This window comes from Methylosinus sp. LW3 (assembly GCF_000527115.1).
Taxonomy (GTDB): domain Bacteria; phylum Pseudomonadota; class Alphaproteobacteria; order Rhizobiales; family Beijerinckiaceae; genus Methylosinus.
Genome location: NZ_AZUO01000001.1, coordinates 2,917,845 through 2,937,668, shown reverse-complemented (window position 1 = coordinate 2,937,668; position 19,824 = coordinate 2,917,845). Strand labels below are relative to the sequence as shown.

At 64.7% G+C, this 19,824-nt stretch carries 18 protein-coding genes; 8 read left to right on the top strand and 10 right to left on the bottom strand.

From position 1 onward, the window contains the following. Positions 1 to 19 precede the first annotated feature (19 nt). Positions 20 to 775, top strand: a complete 756-nt coding sequence (locus METLW3_RS0114670; protein ID WP_024880643.1) for an outer membrane beta-barrel protein — start codon at positions 20 to 22, stop codon at positions 773 to 775. 43 nt (positions 776 to 818) lie between these two features. Here METLW3_RS0114670 and METLW3_RS0114665 read toward each other — a convergent pair whose 3' ends face one another. Next, a complete protein-coding gene (locus METLW3_RS0114665; RefSeq protein WP_024880642.1) occupies positions 819 to 1,460 on the bottom strand; it encodes a LysE family translocator in 642 nt (213 codons plus the stop codon). Positions 1,461 to 1,771: 311 nt separating this feature from the next. On the opposite strand from METLW3_RS0114665, the gene petA reads away from it, so the two are divergent. From petA to METLW3_RS0114650, 3 genes are read left to right on the top strand one after another with little or no spacing between them, the layout of a single operon-like run. After that, a complete protein-coding gene (gene petA, locus METLW3_RS0114660; protein WP_024880641.1) occupies positions 1,772 to 2,290 on the top strand; it encodes a ubiquinol-cytochrome c reductase iron-sulfur subunit in 519 nt (172 codons plus the stop codon). A gap of 40 nt (positions 2,291 to 2,330) precedes the next feature. After that, a complete protein-coding gene (locus tag METLW3_RS0114655; protein ID WP_024880640.1) occupies positions 2,331 to 3,578 on the top strand; it encodes a cytochrome b/b6 in 1,248 nt (415 codons plus the stop codon). 22 nt (positions 3,579 to 3,600) lie between these two features. Next, positions 3,601 to 4,437, top strand: coding sequence for a cytochrome c1 (locus METLW3_RS0114650; RefSeq protein ID WP_245267350.1), 837 nt, complete (start codon positions 3,601 to 3,603; stop codon positions 4,435 to 4,437). A 40-nt stretch (positions 4,438 to 4,477) separates the two neighbouring features. On the opposite strand, the gene METLW3_RS0114645 is transcribed toward METLW3_RS0114650, so the two are convergent. Together METLW3_RS0114645 and METLW3_RS0114640 are read right to left on the bottom strand one after the other, a co-directional pair. Further along, entirely contained in the window at positions 4,478 to 5,104 is a 627-nt protein-coding gene (locus METLW3_RS0114645) for a MarC family protein (RefSeq protein ID WP_024880638.1), read from the bottom strand. A 93-nt stretch (positions 5,105 to 5,197) separates the two neighbouring features. Then, entirely contained in the window at positions 5,198 to 6,841 is a 1,644-nt protein-coding gene (locus METLW3_RS0114640) for a hypothetical protein (protein ID WP_024880637.1), read from the bottom strand. A gap of 189 nt (positions 6,842 to 7,030) precedes the next feature. Here METLW3_RS0114640 and METLW3_RS0114635 point away from each other — a divergent pair, with 189 nt between their 5' ends. Beyond that, entirely contained in the window at positions 7,031 to 8,458 is a 1,428-nt protein-coding gene (locus METLW3_RS0114635; RefSeq protein ID WP_024880636.1) for an MBOAT family O-acyltransferase, read from the top strand. Between the two features lie 2 nt (positions 8,459 to 8,460). Next, a complete protein-coding gene (locus tag METLW3_RS0114630; RefSeq protein WP_024880635.1) occupies positions 8,461 to 9,678 on the top strand; it encodes an alginate O-acetyltransferase in 1,218 nt (405 codons plus the stop codon). Positions 9,679 to 9,733: 55 nt separating this feature from the next. On the opposite strand, the gene METLW3_RS0114625 is transcribed toward METLW3_RS0114630, so the two are convergent. After that, the gene (locus METLW3_RS0114625; protein WP_051465529.1) at positions 9,734 to 10,528 is read right to left on the bottom strand and encodes an EcsC family protein; all 795 of its coding nucleotides are present in this window, start codon (positions 10,526 to 10,528) and stop codon (positions 9,734 to 9,736) included. Between the two features lie 250 nt (positions 10,529 to 10,778). Between METLW3_RS0114625 and METLW3_RS0114620 the strand changes: the two genes are divergently transcribed. Next, on the top strand, positions 10,779 to 11,360 hold the full coding sequence (locus METLW3_RS0114620) for a DUF992 domain-containing protein (protein WP_024880633.1): 582 nt from the start codon (positions 10,779 to 10,781) through the stop codon (positions 11,358 to 11,360). A 36-nt stretch (positions 11,361 to 11,396) separates the two neighbouring features. On the opposite strand, the gene METLW3_RS0114615 is transcribed toward METLW3_RS0114620, so the two are convergent. The 3 genes from METLW3_RS0114615 to METLW3_RS0114605 are packed head-to-tail and all read right to left on the bottom strand — an operon-like array spanning position 11,397 to position 13,303. Continuing rightward, the gene (locus METLW3_RS0114615) at positions 11,397 to 12,125 is read right to left on the bottom strand and encodes an SDR family NAD(P)-dependent oxidoreductase (protein ID WP_024880632.1); all 729 of its coding nucleotides are present in this window, start codon (positions 12,123 to 12,125) and stop codon (positions 11,397 to 11,399) included. Then, entirely contained in the window at positions 12,122 to 12,673 is a 552-nt protein-coding gene (locus METLW3_RS0114610) for a Uma2 family endonuclease (protein WP_024880631.1), read from the bottom strand. The genes METLW3_RS0114615 and METLW3_RS0114610 overlap by 4 nt, the downstream gene beginning before the upstream one ends. A gap of 6 nt (positions 12,674 to 12,679) precedes the next feature. After that, positions 12,680 to 13,303: a DUF938 domain-containing protein gene (locus tag METLW3_RS0114605; RefSeq protein WP_024880630.1), complete on the bottom strand. Its 624-nt coding sequence runs from the start codon at positions 13,301 to 13,303 to the stop codon at positions 12,680 to 12,682. 139 nt (positions 13,304 to 13,442) lie between these two features. Here METLW3_RS0114605 and METLW3_RS26910 point away from each other — a divergent pair, with 139 nt between their 5' ends. Further along, positions 13,443 to 16,583, top strand: a complete 3,141-nt coding sequence (locus tag METLW3_RS26910) for an autotransporter domain-containing protein (RefSeq protein ID WP_024880629.1) — start codon at positions 13,443 to 13,445, stop codon at positions 16,581 to 16,583. Between the two features lie 159 nt (positions 16,584 to 16,742). On the opposite strand, the gene purF is transcribed toward METLW3_RS26910, so the two are convergent. The 3 genes from purF to METLW3_RS0114585 all read right to left on the bottom strand — a co-directional run bounded on the left by purF (position 16,743) and on the right by METLW3_RS0114585 (position 19,578). Beyond that, entirely contained in the window at positions 16,743 to 18,236 is a 1,494-nt protein-coding gene (gene purF, locus METLW3_RS0114595) for an amidophosphoribosyltransferase (RefSeq protein ID WP_024880628.1), read from the bottom strand. A gap of 39 nt (positions 18,237 to 18,275) precedes the next feature. Further along, entirely contained in the window at positions 18,276 to 18,959 is a 684-nt protein-coding gene (locus tag METLW3_RS0114590) for a CvpA family protein (RefSeq protein ID WP_024880627.1), read from the bottom strand. A gap of 343 nt (positions 18,960 to 19,302) precedes the next feature. Further along, the gene (locus tag METLW3_RS0114585) at positions 19,303 to 19,578 is read right to left on the bottom strand and encodes a hypothetical protein (protein WP_024880626.1); all 276 of its coding nucleotides are present in this window, start codon (positions 19,576 to 19,578) and stop codon (positions 19,303 to 19,305) included. Positions 19,579 to 19,824: the final 246 nt, after the last annotated feature.

The following is a 19,824-nucleotide window of genomic DNA, read 5'->3' as shown; positions in this document are numbered from 1 at the left end:
AAGTATGAGGAGTTGTATCATGTCGAATTGGACGAAAAGCTTCCGCGCGATCGTCGCCCTCGCGGCGGCGATCACGGCGGGCGGGGCCGCTGCGGCGGACCTCCCGTCGACCAAGGCCGCGCCGGCCCCGCCGCCGGCGCCGGTCTTCAGCTGGCAGGGCGCCTATATCGGCGCCTATGCCGGCGCCCTTCTGGGCGAGGGGACCTTCACCTATTTCCGCGACACGCCTCAGCGCGGCTCGGGCTTCGTCGGCGGCGGCACGCTCGGCTATAATTGGCAATGGTCGCCGACCATCGTCCTCGGCCTCGAGGCCGATTTCGGCTATCGCGGCGCGATCAACGCCGAGACGGGCGGCTGGAACACGCCGAGCCCGACCGATACGGGCGTGTTCGGCACATTCCGCGGCCGCGTCGGCTACGCCTTCACGCCGAAATGGCTCGTTTATGGAACGGCGGGCTTCGCCTACGGGACGGATTTCGCGCCGACCGGCTTCACCTCGGTCCTTCCGCTGACCATCGGCCAGCTGAGCACGGGAACGACGGTGCGCGCCGGCTGGACCGCGGGCGCGGGCTTCGAATACGCTTGGTCGGACAAGATCTCGGTGAAGGGCGAATATCTCTACACAGAACTCGCCGATTCGGGCGTCAGCTATTCCACCAATTTCGGCGCCGTGCCGATCAATGTGAAGAGCGCCGGCCATATCGTGCGCGGCGGCCTCAATTATCACTTCACGACGCCGGCCGCTCCCACGGCCGCGCCGATCGTGACCGAATGAGCCCATTCTCGTCGAGCCCGCGGCGTTTGCGGCCGTGGGCGCGTCAGCGAGAGTCTATGGCGCTGCTCCATTCGGCGCCGAGCATGGCCAGCACCGACATCAGCAGCAGAACGCCGGCGAGACGCGAGAGATTGCGGCTCGCCGCCGGCTCTGGCGTCCAGCGCCGGGCGCCATAGCTCGCCGCATGGGCGAGCGCGGAATAGAGCGTCAGGCACAGAAAGCTCGTCGTCCAGCCATAGACGAGCGCATGCCGCCAGAACGGCCCGTCGGCGGCGTCGAAAAACTGCGGCAGTATCGCGAAATAGAACAAGAGCCCTTTGGGATTGAGCAGGCTGGTGCCGACGCCGGCCGAAAAAGCCGCCCAATCCGTGCGTCCGGGGCCGCGGCTCAGCGCCTCGAAGCCGCCGTCCGAGCGGATGAGCCGAAAGGCCAGCCAGGAGAGATAGGCGACGCCGATATATTTGAGGGCGAGAAACAGCGCCGGAAAGGCCGCGAAGACGAGCTGAAAGCCGGCCGCCACCAATAGAGTGAGCAGCGCATAGCCGAAGGCTATGCCGGCGGCGGAGAAGCGTCCCGCTCGCGCTCCCGAGGCCAGGGCGCGGCCGAGCACATAGAGCATGTCCGGCCCCGGAACCGCGATGAGGCTGACCACCGTCGCCACGAAAACCAGATAACGGCCGCTCACGTCCTCACGCGCCTCCTCAGAGTTCCCTGCATGAGCCCCGCCGCTGGCGCTCGCGTCAAGGGACGACGCCGGCGCGACGCTTCCGGCGGTTGACAAAATTTCCTAAGGGCCGTTTGTGGACAAGAGCGGCGTGCTGGGTCACTGATCCTCGAGGCGGCGGCAAGCGCGCAATTTGTCGCAGCGACGCGAAGGCCGCTTGCGGTCTCACGCCAAACTGCTCAAAACAAGCGCGCCCTTTGCGGATGGATTTGTTTCTATTCGCGTTGCCGAGGCAGGGGTCAGGGTCGAACTCGCGAGAGAGGTTCCAGAAAGTGAGCAATGCGACAAAGGCGGAGCCGAGCCGCCGGGATATTTTGTTCCTCGCCACGGGAGCTGCGGCGACGGTCGCAGCGGGCGCCGCCGTATGGCCGTTGATCGCGCAGATGAATCCGGATGCTTCGACGCTGGCGCTGGCCTCGACGGAGCTCGACATCTCGGCCATTCCCGAGGGGCAGATCGTCACCGTCAAATGGCGCGGCAAGCCGGTCTTCGTGCGGCACCGCACCAAGCAGGAGATCGAGGCCGCGCAGAACGTCCCGCTCGCCGAGCTTCCCGATCCGCAGGCCGATTCGGCGCGCGTGAAGAAGGCGGAGTGGCTGGTCGTCGTCGGCGTCTGCACCCATTTGGGCTGCATCCCCACCGGCCATGAGGGCGAGTTCCACGGATGGTTCTGCCCCTGCCACGGCTCCACCTACGACACCTCCGGCCGCATTCGCAGCGGTCCGGCTCCGAGCAATCTCGAAGTGCCCGATTACGCCTTCCTGAGCGACACCAAGATCAAGATCGGCTGATCGCGGCCCCGTCGCCGTCCCAACCTCCGAGACGACATTCATGACCGGACATTCGACTTACACGCCGAAGAGCGGCTTTGCGCGCTGGCTCGAGCGGCGCCTGCCGATCCTCGGCTTCATCCACGAATCCTTCGTCGCCTATCCCGTTCCGAAGAATCTCAACTATCTTTGGACCTTCGGCGCGATCCTCTCCTTTATGCTGGTCGCGCAGATCGTGACCGGCATTGTTCTGGCGATGCATTATACGCCGGAGACGACGCTCGCCTTCGATTCGATCGAGCACATCATGCGCGATGTGAATTGGGGCTGGGCGCTGCGCTATGCGCACGCCAATGGCGCCTCCATGTTCTTCCTCGCCGTCTATATCCACATCTTTCGCGGCATGTATTACGGCTCCTACAAGGAGCCGCGCGAGGTGCTGTGGATTCTCGGCGTCGTGATCTTCATGCTGATGATGGCGACCGGCTTCCTGGGCTATGTGCTGCCCTGGGGCCAGATGTCCTTCTGGGCGGCGACGGTGATCACCAATCTCTTCACCGCCATTCCCTATGTGGGCAATACCATCACCATCTGGCTGCTCGGCGGCTATTCGGTCGACAACGCCACGCTCAACCGCTTCTTCGCGCTGCATTATCTCCTGCCCTTCGTCATCGTGGCCATTGTCGGCCTGCATGTCTGGGCGCTGCATGTGACGGGGCAGAACAATCCGACGGGCGTCGAGGTGAAGGACATAAAGAAAGAGACCGTGCCCTTCACGCCCTATGCGACGCTGAAGGACGCTGTCGGCCTCGTGGTCTTCATCGGGCTCTTCGCTTGGCTCACCTTCTTCGTGCCGAATTATACGGGCCATCCCGATAATTACATCGAGGCCAATCCGCTGGTGACGCCGCCGCATATCGTGCCGGAATGGTATTTCCTACCCTTCTACGCGATCCTGCGCGCCATCCCCAACAAGCTCGTCGGCGTCATCGCGCTCTTCGCCTCTATCCTCATCGTGGCGGCGCTGCCCTGGCTCGACACTTCCAAAGTGCGCTCGGGCGTCTATCGTCCGGCCTTCAAGAAGTTCTACTGGGTCTTCGTCTTCGTGTCGGTCGGCCTCGGCTATCTCGGCGCGCAGCCGGCGGAGGGCGTCTATCTCATCGCCGCCCGCATATTGATGGCCTATTACTTCCTGCACTTCCTCGTCGTGCTGCCGCTGCTCGGCAAATATGAGCAGACCCTGCCGGAGCCGCGGTCGATCGCCGCCTCGCTCGGCGAGGCCGCTACGGAGGAGAAGCCCCATGCGTGACGCGCGACAGAGAGCATCGATCATGAAATCGATCATCATGGCGGCGGCCCTCGCCGGCGCGGCGGGCGCCGCTCTGGCCGAGGAGGGCGGCGCGCATTCGCAGCCCAAGCCGCCGCGGCAGGAATGGAGCTTCGCCGGCGCCTTCGGCCATTACGAAAATGCGCAGCTGCGCCGCGGCTACAAGGTCTATAGGGAGGTCTGCTCGAGCTGCCACTCGATCTCGCGCCTCGCCTTCCGCAATTTCGCCGAGAAGGGCGGGCCGGAGATCTCCGAGGCGGAGGCCAAGGCGCTGGCCGAGAGCTATAAGATCAAGGACGGCCCCAACGACGCCGGCGATTATTACGAGCGCCCCGGCCGGCTCAGCGACCGCGTCCCGCCGCCTTTCCCCAATGAGCAGGCGGCGCGGGCGGCGCTCAACGGCGCCTATCCGCCGGACATGTCGGTTCTCGCCAAGGCGCGCGGCTATTCGCGCGGCTTCCCGCTGTTCCTCGCCGACGCTTTGCCCGGCTTCTCCTATCAGGAGCATGGCGTCGATTATATCGTCGCTCTGCTCACCGGCTATGTGGATGCGCCGCAGGGCGTCGAGCTGGCGCCCGGCCAATATTACAACCTCTACATGCCCGGCCGCCGCACCGGCATGCCGCCGCCACTCTCGGACGGCGTCGTTACCTATGACGATGGAACGCCGCAGACGACGGCCCAATATGCGAAGGATGTCAGCGCTTTCCTGATGTGGGCCGCCGAGCCGCATCTCGAGGAGCGCAAGTCGATCGGCCTGAAGGTGGTCGGCTTCCTGATCGTCCTGTCCTTCCTGGTGTATTTCACCAAGCGCAAGATCTGGGCGAACGTCCACCATTGACGCGACACGGCGACGCGATCCCGAGAGATCGCGTCGCCGTTCACCCTTGCAGAAACGCCCGCACGCCATCGGCGACGAATTGCACGGCGAGGGCGGCGAGCAGCACGCCCAGCAAGCGCGTGAGCACGACATTGGCCGCCGTGCCGAAGAATTGCGCCACCTCTCCCGCGATCAGGCAGAAGACTAGGCAAATCGCCATTATGGCGGCGATGACCGCGATCAGCGTCGCGATCAGCGTCACGCTGCCATGCGCGTCGCTGGCCAGCAGCACGGTCGCGGTGATCGCGCCGGGGCCGGCCATCAGCGGAATGGCCAGCGGATAGGCGGCGATATTGTGCACATGCTCGGCGAGCGCTTTTTCCGCCGCCTTGGAGTCGCGCTGTATGCGCACGCCGAAGACCATTTCGGAGGCGATCGAAAACAAAAGAAATCCGCCGGCGATGCGGAAGGCCGGAATGGAAATGCCCATGGCCCCGAGCAGCCGCTGGCCGATCAGCGCCGAGCCCGCCAGAATCGCGAGCGCATAAACACTGGCGCGAAAGGCGATTGCGCGTTTGGTCCGCGCTTCGAGGCCGGAGGTCGCGGCGACGAAGACGGGCGCGAGGCCGAGCGGCTCGACGACGACGAGCAGCGTCACAAAGGCCGAGACGAGATAGTCGAGATCCATCCCGGCCTCCGGTGGGCGAGCGTCGCGGAGCCAGATAGCGCCCCGCGGGCGAAGCGCCAGCCGCGCGTGACCGCTCGCGCCTGTCGAGACCGCTCAGCCGATGCTCACCGCCATCTCCGCCGGCGGATCGAGAATGCTGCAGAGCTGGAGCAGCTGCTCTCTCGTCCAAGTCGTTTCGCCTTCGGTGCATCGGTAGAATTGGTTCACATGCGCGCCGCTGTAACCGAAGCAATAGCGCTCTTGATTTAAGTTTATGTAGCGTCGTCCGCCGGGCTGACTGCCGACATCGACGGTTCCGATGACGTTCTGCAACAGCAGGCCGACACTTTGTAGCGTGGCTCCCTCGTCGAAGAACCCAGTGCGCTCGGCGAGCGGCGCCTCCTTGTATTTTTTCGGGTCGAAACAAGCGTAGGTGTGGCGCGTCATAAAGTGGTGGAGGGCGTAGGTCCTGAAGCGCGGATGAAATCCATTGGGAAACTGCTTGCCATCATTGGCGGTCGATAGAGTCTCGAATTTGAACTTTTTCAGAAACGTCCAGGGCCAGCTCGTCTGATATTTGACGGCCCAAACGGCGAACTCGCTGTTGCGGGCGATGAATTTCGGAAGCTCGCTCTCGCTCCAATGATCCGCCATGAACTGAAAGACCTGCAGCGGCGCAACGCCGACGCCGTTCGATTGGCACCTCGAGACGATGCCGATGATTTTCTCGACCTTGAGCCGGTGCAGATTTTCCCAGAACGGCTCGCAGGCCGTCAAAATCGTGGAAGCCGGAATAGTCGTCTGCTTGAACAGCACGTCCAAATGGGCGGAGGGAATCTTGACGAGCTTCGCCGCTTTGTGGGCCTCGCAGCACCAGAGCTTCGCATAGGCTTTGCGCTTGGCGGTGTCTTCCAACATCTTCCATTTCGGCAGCATAGCGAGCCAATGATCCGCATAGGCCTTGCAGGCGAGCGCATCGACGCCGGTCGTTCGATAGGAGAAGAAGCTGTCGACTGCGAGGAGGAAGCTCGATGCGTTGAACGGCTCCGCATGCGCGGCGTTGAAAAGGGCGATCTGATGAGTTTTCGTCTGCGGCAGCGCCGCCGGAAACAGGGCGACGGCATTTTTCTCGAGGATGCGGCGCTGGACGCGCTGCTCGAGCGTTTTGAAATAGGTTTCGACGTCCTTTTCCGCTCTCACCGCAGCCTTCGCGGCGCGGCTTCTCTCGCCGATTTTCTTGTCGGCCGCATTTGTCACGGCCTCATTCGCCTCCTGATGCAGCTGCTGCAGGATTCCCACGAGCTGCTTCTCGACGGCGGTCAGCTCGGCGATCGGAATCTGCCGCGCCGTGCAAGCCATGACCCCGCTGACGCCGAGGCTCTGCTGGCGCTGCGCGACCTGGTGGCTGCGGAAGGCGCGCTGTATCGTCACCGCCGCCTGTTCTCGCTTCGCCTTTTCCTGCTGCAGATCATTCAGCAGAGCGCTGTAGATCGTGCCGGAGGAATGCTTGGCGAATAGGGCGACCAGCCCTTCCGCGCCGTCCAATAGCTCGATCGCCGCATTCAGCTCCACGAGGCCGCCGGCAATGGCGCGCCGCAGGCGGCTCTGCATCTCGCGATCCTGCCGGTCGAGCAGCGTCTTATAATCTTCGGGCTCGTAGCCGGACTGCCACATTGCGAAGACGATGTGCATCATCGTCGCCAGACCCTTGTTGGTGAGCGAATGTTCTGAAACGACGTCGGCAATCCCCCGCGGCATGGTCCTCTCCTTCGAAATCCTCGGCCGATCTCGCCGAGCCGTTTCGATCCTAGGAGGAGGGGGCGCGACGCCGATGTGGCTTAAGTCACGAAGCGAGCGTGAGCTCGGCATTGGCGCGATGGATTGTTCGCGCCCCGCCACTCTGCTAAGACGCAGTCGTCATCGAGGGAAAGGGCCGCGGACGAGAGGATGCTCTTTTACGAACCGCTGTTCCTGTTTCTCTTCGCTCCCGCGGTCTATGGCCTCTATCTGCTCGTCGGCGGCAATCGCGGCGCGCGCCTCGCCATTCTGCTCGCGGCGAGCCTTTTCTTCTACGCGTGGAGCGAGCCGCTCTTCGTCTTCGTCGTGCTCGGCTCCGCTTTCGCCGATGTCTTCATCGCGCGCCGCATAGCAGCGCTTCCGCCCGAGCAGAAATCGCGCAAGCTCTGGCTCGCGCTCGGCGTCTCCGCCAATCTCGGCCTGCTCGTCTATTTCAAATATGCGGGCTTTCTCGTCGCCAATCTCGACGTGATCTTACGCGCGCTCACCATGCCGGGGCTCGCCTTCGCGTCGGTCGCTCTGCCGATCGGCGTCTCCTTCATCGTCTTCGAGAAGATCACCTTTCTCGTCGACGTGCATCGCGGCGTGACCAAACCGGCGCAGAGCCTCTCGCTCTACGCTTTCTATGTGTTCTTCTTTCCGAAGCTCCTCGCCGGGCCGATCGTGAAATATCACGATATCGCCGAGCAATTGGCGCGATTCCGCCATGCGACGAGCGAGGATTTCACTGAGGGCTTCTCGCGCTTCATGCTCGGCGTCGGCAAGAAGCTGCTCATCGCCGACACGCTCGCCGGCGGCGCCGATCTCGTCTTCTCGCAAGACGCGTCGCGCATCGGCTTTCTCGACGCATGGGCTGGCGTGCTGTTCTTCACCTTCCAGATCTATTTCGATTTCTCCGGCTATTCCGACATGGCGATCGGCCTCGCGCGCATGTTCGGCTTTCGGCTGCAGGAGAATTTCGAAATGCCCTATGTGGCGGCGAGCGTCAGCGAATTCTGGCGCCGATGGCACATGTCGCTCACCTCCTGGATTCGCGACTATCTCTACATTCCGCTCGGCGGCAATCGGCGCGGCGAAACGCGCACGCAGGTCAATCTCTGGCTCTGCTTCCTCGCCTCGGGCCTGTGGCACGGCGCGGCTTGGACCTATGTCGCCTGGGGCGCCTATAACGGTCTCTTCCTGGTGCTCGATCGGCTGTTCCTGCTCGATTGGCTGAAGCGCCGCCCGGTCTTCCTCGCCAATCTTCTGACTTTCGTCGTGGTGACGATCGGCTGGACCGTGTTTCGCGCTTCTTCCCTCGAGCAGGCGGGCGCCTTCTACCTCGCAATGGCGCGGCCTTTCGCGGGCGGCGCCGAGCCGATCGCTATTCCCGCCTATCATTTCGTCGTGCTCGCCATGGCGGCGGCGATCTGTGTTTCGCAGCGGCTCTATCTCTCCTTCGGCGACAGGCTCTCCTCGAGCCTGCTGGCGCAGCGTCACGCCTTTGCGCTCAACGCTTTTCTCGCGCTGCTCTTTGTCTGCGCCGTTGGCAAGGGGCTCGCCGATCCGTTCAAGCCCTTCATCTATTTCCGGTTCTGACGATGCGCCGCACGCTTCTGCATCGCTCGCCCATCTACGCCGCCGCCGGCGCCGTCCTATTCTTCTTTCTCGCGAGCCTTTGGAATTACGCGGTCGAGCGCGACTATCCGAAATTGCGGCTGCGCAGCGCAAATCCGCTCGCCGGCGTCGCCAAGCCGGCGCCGACGGAGGTTTCGCTCGCGAAAATCCTCTCCGGCGAGACGCAGAAGAGCTTCTCGGACAATCTCGCGCAATCGCTGCCGGTGTTTCCCTTCGCCGTGCGCGCGCGCAATCAGCTGCTCTATTCGCTGTTCGGCGCCTCGGGGGCGCCGGGCCTCGTCATCGGGCGCGACGCGCAATTGTTCGAGCGTTTCTATATCGACGAATTCTGCCGCCGCGGCGCGCCGCCGAGCGAGGCGACGCTGACGCGCTGGGCGCAGCGCGTCGCCGAGAACGAGGCCGCCGCCCATGCGCGCGGAAAAGGCTTCGCCTATGTGATCTCGCCGTCCAAGGCTTCGCAATATCCGCAATATTTTCCCGCCGGAATGAAATGTCCTGCGCAGGCGCGTGGAACCATCGACAAGCTCGCGCCCTATCGCGCGGCGCTAGAGGCGCGCGGGCTGCGCTTCGTCGATTCGTCGGCGCTGCTCGATGCGCGCAAAAAGGATTTCGACATCGACTTTTTCCCGCGTGGCGGCACGCATTGGAATCTGCTCGGCGCGGCGCTGGCGACGCGCGAGGCGACGCAACTCATCGGCGCGGACGCAGGCCTCGGCCGCTTCGATTTCGACTGGCGTCGCGACAATGTCGCTTTGGGAACGGATCGCGATCTGCTCGATCTGCTCAATCTTCTCTGGCCGGATCCGCATTATCCCGTCGCGACCATTCTGCGCGCGCCCGACGCGAAGGCGCAATGCGCGCGCGCGCCAAAGCTGCTCGCGCTCGGCGGCAGCTTCGTGCGCGAGATCATCGTCTCGCTCGCCGCGGCGCCTTGTCCGCCGCAGATCGATTATTGGTTCTCCATGCGGCTCGCCAATGATGACTTCGATCTCGTCCGCTATCACACCGCGCCCGGCGAGACCGGCAATGGCGAGCGGCGGCCGGCCGATCTCGCCGAGCTGCGCGCCAGCGCGGAAGAAGCCGACGCTATTTTGCTCGAGGAGAACGAGGCCAATATCGGCACGTTGAGCCAGGTGGAAAATCTCTGGCGCGCGCTGCATCCGGTCGAGGTGGCGAAGTAGCGAATAGCGAATAGCGAATAGTAAGAAGCTCTACTCGCTATTCGCTACTCGCCGATCAAGCGGACGCCGCGCGTCCGGCCATTCGCGCATATTCGCCGAAGACGATTTCGCGGCCATACGCGCGCTCCAATCGCCGCACGGTGAAATGGCCGCGCGCCAGTGATTGGAAATGCCGTGTGAAGGCGATATTGACCGCCGCGCCGCCGAGAGCGCCGAGTATGGGCGCCGCTTGCGCCGCGGCCTTTTGCGAGACGACGACGCCGAAGCGCGTCGAAATTTGCGCGATGAGCCGCGCCAGCACCGGCGCCGTCTCGTCGGCGACCGCGGTCGCGGCGACATAATGCGCGGCGTCGCTCACCGTTTTGGCGAGCAGGCCGCGAATGGCGAGATAGCCGCCCTCTAGGATATTGCCTTCCTCCGCATGGCCGCCGAGCGCGAAGACCTGCAGGCAGGCGATCGTCGATTCTGGATCGGCGAGGTTCTCGCCCTCGCTGCGGGCGATGTCGGCGATCGAGCGCAGCATGATCACGGTGGAGACCGGCAGCTCGATCGGCAGGCTGGCGAGGCCGATGGCGCCGCCGATCGCGCCGCTCGCCGCGGCGAGGCGCAGATGCAGCCGCGAGGCGTCGCGCGCCGGGGCGGCGGGATCGAGGCTCGAGATCGCGACGCGTAGGGCCGATTTGATGCCGCGGCGGGTCGCGCTCGCGGCCACTTCCTGCAGCGCCGTCGGAATGATGCGGCCGGCGAAGCCGATCTGCCGTCCGGCCAGCGCGGTGAGCCGCTCGGCGAAGCTCTCGCGCTCCAGAATTTCGACCGCCGCTTGCAGAGCGGCGCGGTCGGCCTCCGTCATCGGCCGCTCGATCACGACGGGAAGTGCCTGCGACACGCTTGTTTTTCCTCTCCGATCGCTCCCGCCCCGGCCGCTAAGATCGGATGAAAAAGCCCGCGCTGCAAGGGCGAGCGCGGCCCTGTGCGGGGACGCACTTTCAGAGGGCCTTCTCTGTCCTTATGTGACGGCGAAGCACAAGACGGGCTTTCGAAAGCGCCGCGCATGTTTTCCCGCAGAGGGCGGGGGGCGCGGCGACAAAGGGGAGGTGACTATGACGGCTTATCTCAAGTCTCTGTTTCGTTTGGCGGCCGCGCCGGTCGGCGTCGCGGCTCTGTTGGCGACGCTCGCGCCGGTTTCCGCCTCGGCGCATGGCCGCGCCGGCGTGCTGGAGTGCAAGCTCTCCGGCGACAAGGTCGCCATCGTCGTCGAGGAGCGCACGGTCGATTGTCTTTTCGAGGATGAGAGCGGCGCGCCGCCGGTCCATTATGTCGGCAGCGTCACCAATGTTGGCGCGGTGATCGGCGTCGGCGGTCCGGGCGAGCTCGCTTGGGGCGTGGTGGCGGCGAGCGGCGCCTCGGGTCCGGGCGCTCTCGCCGGCGATTATGTCGGCGCGCATGGCTCTTTCGCGCTCGGCGTCGGCGGCGGCGGCTCGGTTCTCGTCGGCGGCTCCAATGACACTGTGACGCTGCAGCCGATTTCGGTCGAGGCGAATACGGGTCTCATTCTCTCGGCTGGCGTCGGCCATCTCAGCCTGCGCTACGCGCCGGAGCCGGTCGGTCGCCACGGCCGCCATCACGGCCATTTCTGCCACCGCCATCATCACCACCACCATCATCATCACCATCACCGCTGAGGGTGAGGCGGAGTGGCGTGGGCGCCTTTCGGGCGCTCACGCGAAATCGATGATGCTGTCGGTCGGAAAGTCGTAGAGCTTGCCTGTCTCGGTCCAATCCGGGCGGCACAGAGCGACGAGCTTGGGCGCCAATTCCTCGGGCGTGCGCAGCGTCATCGGATCTTCGCCCGGCATTGCGGCGGCGCGCATCTGCGTGCGCAGCGGGCCGGGGTTGGCCAGCATCACCTTCACTTGTGAGGTGTTCTGCGTCTCGGCGGCGTAAGTGCGGCCGAGCGCGTTCAGCGCCGCTTTGGTGACGGCGTAAGGCCCCCAATAGGGCTTGATGCGATGCGCCGCGCCGGAGGTGACGAACACCGCGCGTCCCGCATCGGACGAGCGCAAGAGAACATCCATCGCGCGAATGAGCCGCCAATTGGCGGTGACATTCACGTCGAAGAGACGGCTCCATTGCGGCGGATCGACATGCGGAAGCGGCGTCACCGGGCCGAGCAGGCCGGCGTTGCCGACCAGAATGTCGAGCTTCTTCCAGCGCTCGTGAATGCAGGCGCCGAGCCGGTCGAGATTGTCGAATTCGGTGACGTCGAGCGGGACGATCGTGGCCTGGCCGCCGAAGCCGACGATCTCGTCATAGAGGAATTCCAGCGCGCCTTGCCCGCGCGCCAGCGCGACGACATGCGCGCCCTCGCGCGCGAGAGCGACGGCGAGCGCGCGGCCTATGCCGCGCGAGGCGCCGGTGACGAGGGCGACGCGGCCTTCCAGAGTCATGCGAAAATATCCTTCAGCGCGAGGTCGAGGCCCGGCGGGTCGAGCCGGATCGACCCTTCGGTCACGGTCTCTTCCCGCATTGCCGCCGCGCCGTCACGGCGGCAATGCGTCACGGCGCGGCGGGCGAGATCGACGATGAGATAATGGGCGAGGCTCGCCACACGGAAATAGCCCTCCCGCTTCACGCTCTCGTCGTTCGTGTCGGAGGAGGGGCCGAGAACAGTGACGACGACGACGGGGGCAGGGGCCAGCATGTCTTCCGTGGCGACGGGAGCGCCGCAATTCACCAGAATGTCGGGCTCATAGACATTATGCGCATCCACCGCGACGCCCAGGCCGCCGACATAGGCCTCGCAAGGCGCGCCGGCGCGGGCCAGAGCCTCGGCGATCACGCGCCAGATCTTGCCCTTGGCCGCCACATGCTCCGACGGCTCGCGCGGCATGGGGACGATCTCGCCATCGACGAGCTCATAACGGCCTTCCTCATGCCGTTCCGACCAGGCGAGGAAGTCCGCTATCGTCATCGGCTCGCGGGCGGGCGCTGTCATGAGCGCCTATCTAGCACGGAGCAGGCGAAACACGAGGGTCAGATTATTGGCCGGCATCTCCACGATGCGCGGCTCGGAAAACCCGTTTTTCTGCGCGCAGGCGATCACCGTCTCTATGTCGCGCACGCCCCAGGCGGGATTGTTGGCGCGCAGGCTGGCGTCGAACTCCTCATTGCTGGGCGCGGTATGGGCGCCGCCGCGCTTATAGGGGCCGTAGAGGCAGACAGGCGCGCCCTCCGGCAGCATCGCCGCCGCCGTGGCGAAGAGGCTCTCCGTCGACGCCCAAGGCGAGATATGGATCATGTTGATGCAGACGATCGCATCCGCCTGCGTGACCGGCCAAGGCTGCTGAGTCGCATCCAGCGCGAGCGGCGCGCGGAGATTGGGAAGCCCCATCGCTGCGACCCAGGCGGCGACGCTCTCCCGCGCTCTTTCGTCGCGGTCCGTGGGCTGAAACACGAGGCCCGGCAGATGCGCCGCGAAATGCGCGGAATGCTCGCCCGTGCCACTGGCGATCTCCAGCACGAGCCCTTCCGCCGGCAGCTCCTCGCGCAGCACGTCGAGGATCGGTCCGCGATTGCGCGCGGCGGCGGGGGCGTAGAGGCGTTTGTCGTCTGCTTCGGGCGTCATCGAGGGCCTTTCCGATCGCGTGCGAAGCAAGAGCGGGGCCGCGTTGTCTCGGCCGCGATGTCATCAGGCATACACGAAGGAGCAATAGGGGCAAGCGAACAGCAAAGTTCCAGCTAAGTTCATGAGGAGAGCCGCAAAAATGAAACGACGTCTCTTGGCCTCGGCGGCCTTCGCCGGCGCCTTCGGCATTGCGCCTAATGCCGCCATGGCGCAATCGGCGACCAATATCGCCAATGCCAATCTGCTCTCCGGCTTCAGCCTTCTCGGCAACACGCCGGCGGGCGTCACTGTTCTGAATCAAAATCTCGCCACCGCGATCAGCATCAACAATAATTCTTCCGCGGCAGTGCGGGCGCAGGCGATTTCCGACAATACGATCGCCTCGCTCGTCGGCTCCATGCAGAATGGCATGTCGGTGGCGGACGGCCTCGGCTCCAAGCTTTTCGCCGTTTTCGCGACCAAGGACTCCGTCGCGGCCAATTTCACCGCGACGAGCCTGTCGACGAATTTCTCCAGCCTCTTCACCCAGATCAACACGCTGATCACGGCGGGCGACTCGGCCTTCACCAAGAATTATTTCGCCAATGGCAGCACGGATGGCAATCCGGCGCATCAGGCGGTCGGCGTCTCGCTGCCGGCCGGCGGCCAGTTCAATGTCTATGACAAGGCCTATAATCCGCTGCCCGCCAACGCCAACACCGTGGGCGACAGCCGTCCGGCGCAGGTGGCGCCGACGCAGATTCAGACCTTCGTCGCCAATGACTATTTCGGCGTCTCGACCAATTCCGCCACCGCGATCATTCCGACGCTGAAGAGCAACGCCTCCTTCCCGAGTGGCCACTCCACCTATGGCTTCACCTCCAGCCTTCTGCTCGCAATCATGGTTCCCGAGCGCTATCAGCAGCTCATCACGCGCGGCGCCGAATTCGGCAACAGCCGCATCGTGCTCGGCGCGCATTATCCGCTCGACGTGATCGGCGCGCGCATCCAGACCTATTATGATCTGGTGCAGATATTGAACGGCAATTCCGATTACGCCAATCGGACCGTGCCGGGCCTGCTCGGCGGGACCATCACCACGACCAGCAATTTTCCCGCGCTGTTCTCTGCGGCGCAGAGCGATCTTCGCGCGCTGCTGAGCACATGCTCGGGCGGCGTCGCCGCTTGCGCGACGACATCGGCGACGGATCGCTTCAGCAGCATTTCGACCGACAAGGCCAATTTCACCTATTGGCTGACCTATGGCCTCTCGCCGGTCGGCGCCACCAATCTCGCGCCGGTCGTGCCCGTCGGCGCGGAAGTGCTGATCGCCAGCCGCTTTCCTTATCTCACCTCTGCGCAGCTGCGCGACGTGCTGGCGACGACGGAGCTCGCCTCCGGCCAGCCGCTCGACGACGGCTCGGGCTATGCGCGGCTCAATCTTTTCGCCGCCGCAGATGGCTATGGCTCCTTCGGCTCGCAGGTCTCCGTGACGATGAATGCGGCGCTCGGCGGCTTCAATGCGAGCGATTCCTGGAACAACGACATTTCCGGCGTGGGCGGCCTCACATTGAATGGAACCGGCCGTCTGACGCTCACCGGATCGGACACTTACACGGGTCCGACCATCGTCAATGGCGGCACGCTGGAAGTCGCCGGCTCTATCGTCTCGGCAAGCACGGTGAATGCGGGCGGCACGCTGGCCGGCGCCGGCACGGTCGGCAATGTGACGGTGAATGCGGGCGGAACGCTCGCGCCCGGCGCTGTGGACACGATCGGGACGCTGACCGTCAAAGGCGCTCTCGCCTTCCAGCCGGGCTCGATCTATTCGGTGCGCGCGACGCCTCTGCTCGCGGATCGGACCAATGTCACGGGGACGGCCGCGCTCAACGGCTCGGTGAATGTTCTCGCCGGCTCTGGCCTCTATCTGCCGAGCACGTCCTACACCATCCTCAACGCCCAGGGCGGCGTGTCGGGGAGCTTCTCGAGCGTCGGAACCAATCTCGCCTTTCTGACGCCGCGGCTCGGCTATGACGCGAATAATGTCTATCTGAGCTTGAACCGCAATGATCTCGCCTTCGGCGCGGTGGCGGCGAGCGCCAATCAGCGCGCCGTGGCCAATGCGCTGACGGCGGCGAGCATTGGCCCCTATGGCGCAGCGGGCGCGAGCCTGTTCAACACGCTCTATCTGCAGACGGCGCAGGGCGCGCAAGCGAGCTTCGACACGCTGAGCGGCGCCGGCCTCGCGGGCGCGCAATCGACCGCGATCCATGTCGGCGCGCTGGCGAGCTCGGCGATCGCCGATCAGGCCGCCTTCTGGCGCTCCGGCGAGATGAGCGACGTCACCGGAATCACCTCGCGCGAGAGCGTCGCCGGCGCGCTCAACTATACGAAGCTCGAATCGCGCAAAGGCCCCATCGTCGTGAAGAGCCCGCCGGCCTTCACCCGCACCTGGCGCGCCTGGGGCTCCTTCTTCGGCGGCGCGGTGGACACCTCGGCGGACGCCGGCCTCGGCGCGCCTTCCGCCAAGGCCAATTATTATGGCGGAATCATCGGCCTCGATTATCAGATCGATCCCGATTGGCTCATCGGCGTCGCGGCGGGCGGCAGCTCATCGAACTTCTCCGTCGCGTCGCAGCAGAGCAGCGGCGAGATCACCGCTTTCCACGGCGGCGTCTATACGAGCCGTCTCTTCGGCCGTTCCTATGTCGAATTGAGCGAGACTTTCAGCGTCTTCCAGAATTCGACGACGCGCACGGCCGGCGGCTTCGGCTTCCTGCCCTATGACAAGCTCACGGCGGATTTCTCCTCGCGCGAATATCGCACGCGTGGCGAGATCGGCCATGGCTATGACATAGGCCGCATGAAGCTGACGCCCTTCGCCGCGGCGGAGGTCGCCTTCTACGAATCCGACGCCTTCACCGAGAAGGGCCTCAATCCGGCGAGCCCGCTGGCGCTGACGAATAGAGGCCAATCGACGACCTCGCTGCCGACCTTCCTCGGCCTGCGTTTCTCCGACAGCTTCCGCCTCGACAATGGCTGGCGCGTCACGCCCACGGGCAGCGTCGCTTGGGTGCATGAGTTCTTCCCGCAGCGACGCATGACCAATACGCTGGTCGCGCTGCCGGGGGCGAGCTTTTCCGTCTTCGGTCCGCGGGAGGCCTATAATCTCGCGCAGATCAAGGCCGGCGCGCAGCTCTATCTCGAAGATCGGCTCGCGCTCTTCGTGGATTTCCAGGGCGAGTTTTCGGATCTGACGCGCAGCTATGGCGGCAAGGGCGGGCTGAAATACAGCTGGTGAATAATCGGCTGCGCCGCCCCCGAATTTCGGGGGCGGCGATTTGCGCCGCCGCAGGCGCGCATTCGCTCCGAGGATTCGTCATCTCTGAGTCGAGATCCGCGAAATCGCGCGTGACGAGCCGCGCGCTCGTCGCCAGCGCAATTCCGGCAATCTATGCGCTCAGCTCGCCTCCGCCAGCAGCGACAGCTGCGTCCTCACGCGCTCCTCCGTCACATCGGTGAGCGTCGTCGGATAGTCGCCCGTGAAGCAATGGTCGGTGAATTGCGGCCGCACGGGATCGCGCTTCTCCTCGCCCATGGCGCGGTAGATGCCGTTGATCGACAGAAAGGCCAGGCTGTCCGAGCCGATATATTGCCGCATCTCCTCGAGCGTATGCGTCGCGGCGAGCAGCTTCTCCTTCTGCGGCGTGTCGATCCCGTAATAATCGGGATTGGTGATCGGCGGCGAGGAGATGAGGAAATGCACCTCACGCGCGCCGGCGTCGCGCATCATCTGCACGATCTTCACCGAGGTGGTGCCGCGCACGATCGAATCGTCGATCAGGATCACGCGCTTGCCGGAGACGACGGAGCGATTGGCGCTGTGCTTCAGGCGCACGCCGATCTCGCGCACGGTCTGCGTCGGCTGAATGAATGTGCGGCCGACATAATGATTGCGGATGATGCCGAGCTCGAAGGGAATGCCCGACTCGCGCGCATAGCCGAGCGCCGCCGGCACGCCGGAATCCGGCACGGGCACGACGACATCCGCCTCGATCCTCCGCTCGCGGGCGAGCTCCGCGCCCATAGCCTTGCGCACCTCATAGACGGGCCGGCCGTGGACGATGGAATCGGGACGCGCGAAATAAATGTATTCGAAGATGCAGGGACGCATCGCCTGCGGCGGGAAAGGCTTGACGCTCTCCAGCCCTTCCTCCGAGATGATGACGACCTCGCCATTCTCGACGTCGCGGACGAAGCGCGCGCCGATGATGTCCAGCGCGCAGGTCTCCGAGGCGAGAATATATTTGCCGTCCAGCTCGCCGATGACGAGCGGGCGAATGCCGAGCGGATCGCGCGCGCCGATCAGCTTCTTGTTGGACAGCACCACCAGCGCATAGGCGCCCTCTATGGAGCGCAGCGCCTCGATGAAACGCTCGACCAGCCGCGTCTTGCGGCTGCGCGCCACGAGATGGAGAATCACCTCTGTGTCGGAGGTCGATTGGAAGATCGCGCCTTCCTCGATCAGATCGCGGCGCAGCGTATGGGCGTTGGTGAGATTGCCATTGTGGCCGATGGCGAAGCCGCCCGTGTTGAGCTCGGCGAACAGCGGCTGCACATTGCGCAGGATCGTCTCGCCGGTCGTGGCGTAGCGGACATGGCCGATCGCCGAATTGCCTGGCAGGCGCTTGATCGTGCTCTCATGCGAGAAATGATCGCCGACGAGGCCGAGGCGGCGCTCCGAGTTGAAGCGCTTGCCATCGAAGGCGACGATGCCCGCCGCCTCCTGTCCGCGATGCTGCAGCGCATGCAGTCCGAGCGCGGTCAGAACCGTCGCCTCGGGATGATCGAATATGCCGAAGACCCCGCAATATTCGCGGAGCCGGTCGCCGTCGAGATCATCGTCCGACATGGAAGGACGCCCGCCGCCGCCGTCCAAGTCCGAACCGCTCATTCGCTTCTCTCCTCGGGCGTCTCGCCCACTCGCCCACGCTCAGCGTGCTTTTCGCCCGGAGACGAGGGCGTCCAGTTTCTGTTGCTCGTTCGCGCCATATGTGGCGACGGACGGATGATTTGTAAGATCGCCGCGCTTTTCGGGCGCAGTCTCGGCGTCGCTCTTGCCGGCGTCGCCGTCGGACTCGGCCGGCGGCTCTTCCGCGCCGACGCCCTTCTTCGTCTTGATCTTGGCGACCAACCCCTCGATGTCGTCGGGCAGATATTCCCGCAGCTTGTCGCCGGAGGCCTGCAGCACCGGCTTGGTGCGGGCGTTCTTGATCCACTCCGGCTGGCTCGCGTCCGGCACCAGCCAAGCATAGAACAGGAAGGCCACCACGGCGAGCAGCAAGCCGCGCGCCGCGCCGAAGAGGAAGCCCAGCGTGCGGTCCAGCGCGCCGATCTTGGAGTCGAGAATGACGTCCGAGAGCTTCACGGTGAACAAGGACACGACCACCAGCGTTGCGAAGAACACGACCGCCGCCGCCGCCAGCAGGGCGATATTATCCTTCGGCACATAGGGTTTCACATAAGGCACGAGCAACGGATGCAAGTAGTAGGCCGCCGCTGCGGCCGCCACCCAGGACAAAATGGCCAGCACCTCGCGCGTGAAGCCGCGCAGCAGCGCGAGCAGGCCCGAGACCAGCACCACTATGGTGACGGCGAGATCGAGATAGGACGGCATGTGCAAGGCCTCTCGTGTTTCGTCTGCTCTAGAGCGCGGTCGGGCGCTCTAACGTGAATCCCTTGGGTCGCGCTCGGCGCTCGGGCCGCGCTCCGAAAGGCGCAGCTGAAGCTCGAGGCCGGCGCGTTCGTCATCGCCGTCGGAATCTCGGCGCAGAGTATAAGGGAGCGGCCCAAATTCGTCACGTCCCGGCGCGGGCGGCGCTGTTTGTCCACAAGCGCGCGCGAACAGGCGCTACAAACCCCGCGATTGCGGCATTTGCGAGAAGCGCGCGCGGGCGGCATGGCCGCGAGAGGCGCGGCGCAGGCGGCGTGCGGAGGAAGCGGGGCTGCCGCATGGGCGCTCAGGCGGCGCGGCGAATCTCTCCCAGGGTGGAGGCGGCGATCATCAGCGCCATGCCGTGCAGGCGGGCCTCGTCGCGGCCCTGCCAGCGGCGCAAGATAACGCGGAAGAGCTCGTCCATCACCGTCTCGTCTATGGCCTCGAGCGAGCGCTCTTCTATATTGGCGCGGCGCGCGAGCAGAACGAGATCGTTGCGGGCGTCGCGCGCCATGAGCGGCTCGCCCTCGAGCAGGCTGCGCCACATGCGGCAATGCTGCCGTCCCAGAGCGTCCCACATCTGTCGACGTCCTCGAAACCAGGCCTCGTAGACACTGAATATTCGATCCGCGACTAATGGTTCACTCCAGCGGGCGATTTCTCTGCTCGTCTCCGCAAATTCCCGAGATTGCATTGGTCGGCCTCGTGGAAACTTGAAAAACGCGTGATTCGCTGAATGAAATCATTATTGCGCGTGGTTAATTTTCTGCAACCATCCCCGCCGGGCGCTGCACCGATTATTCTGCGTCTACGTCGTCATTCCTGT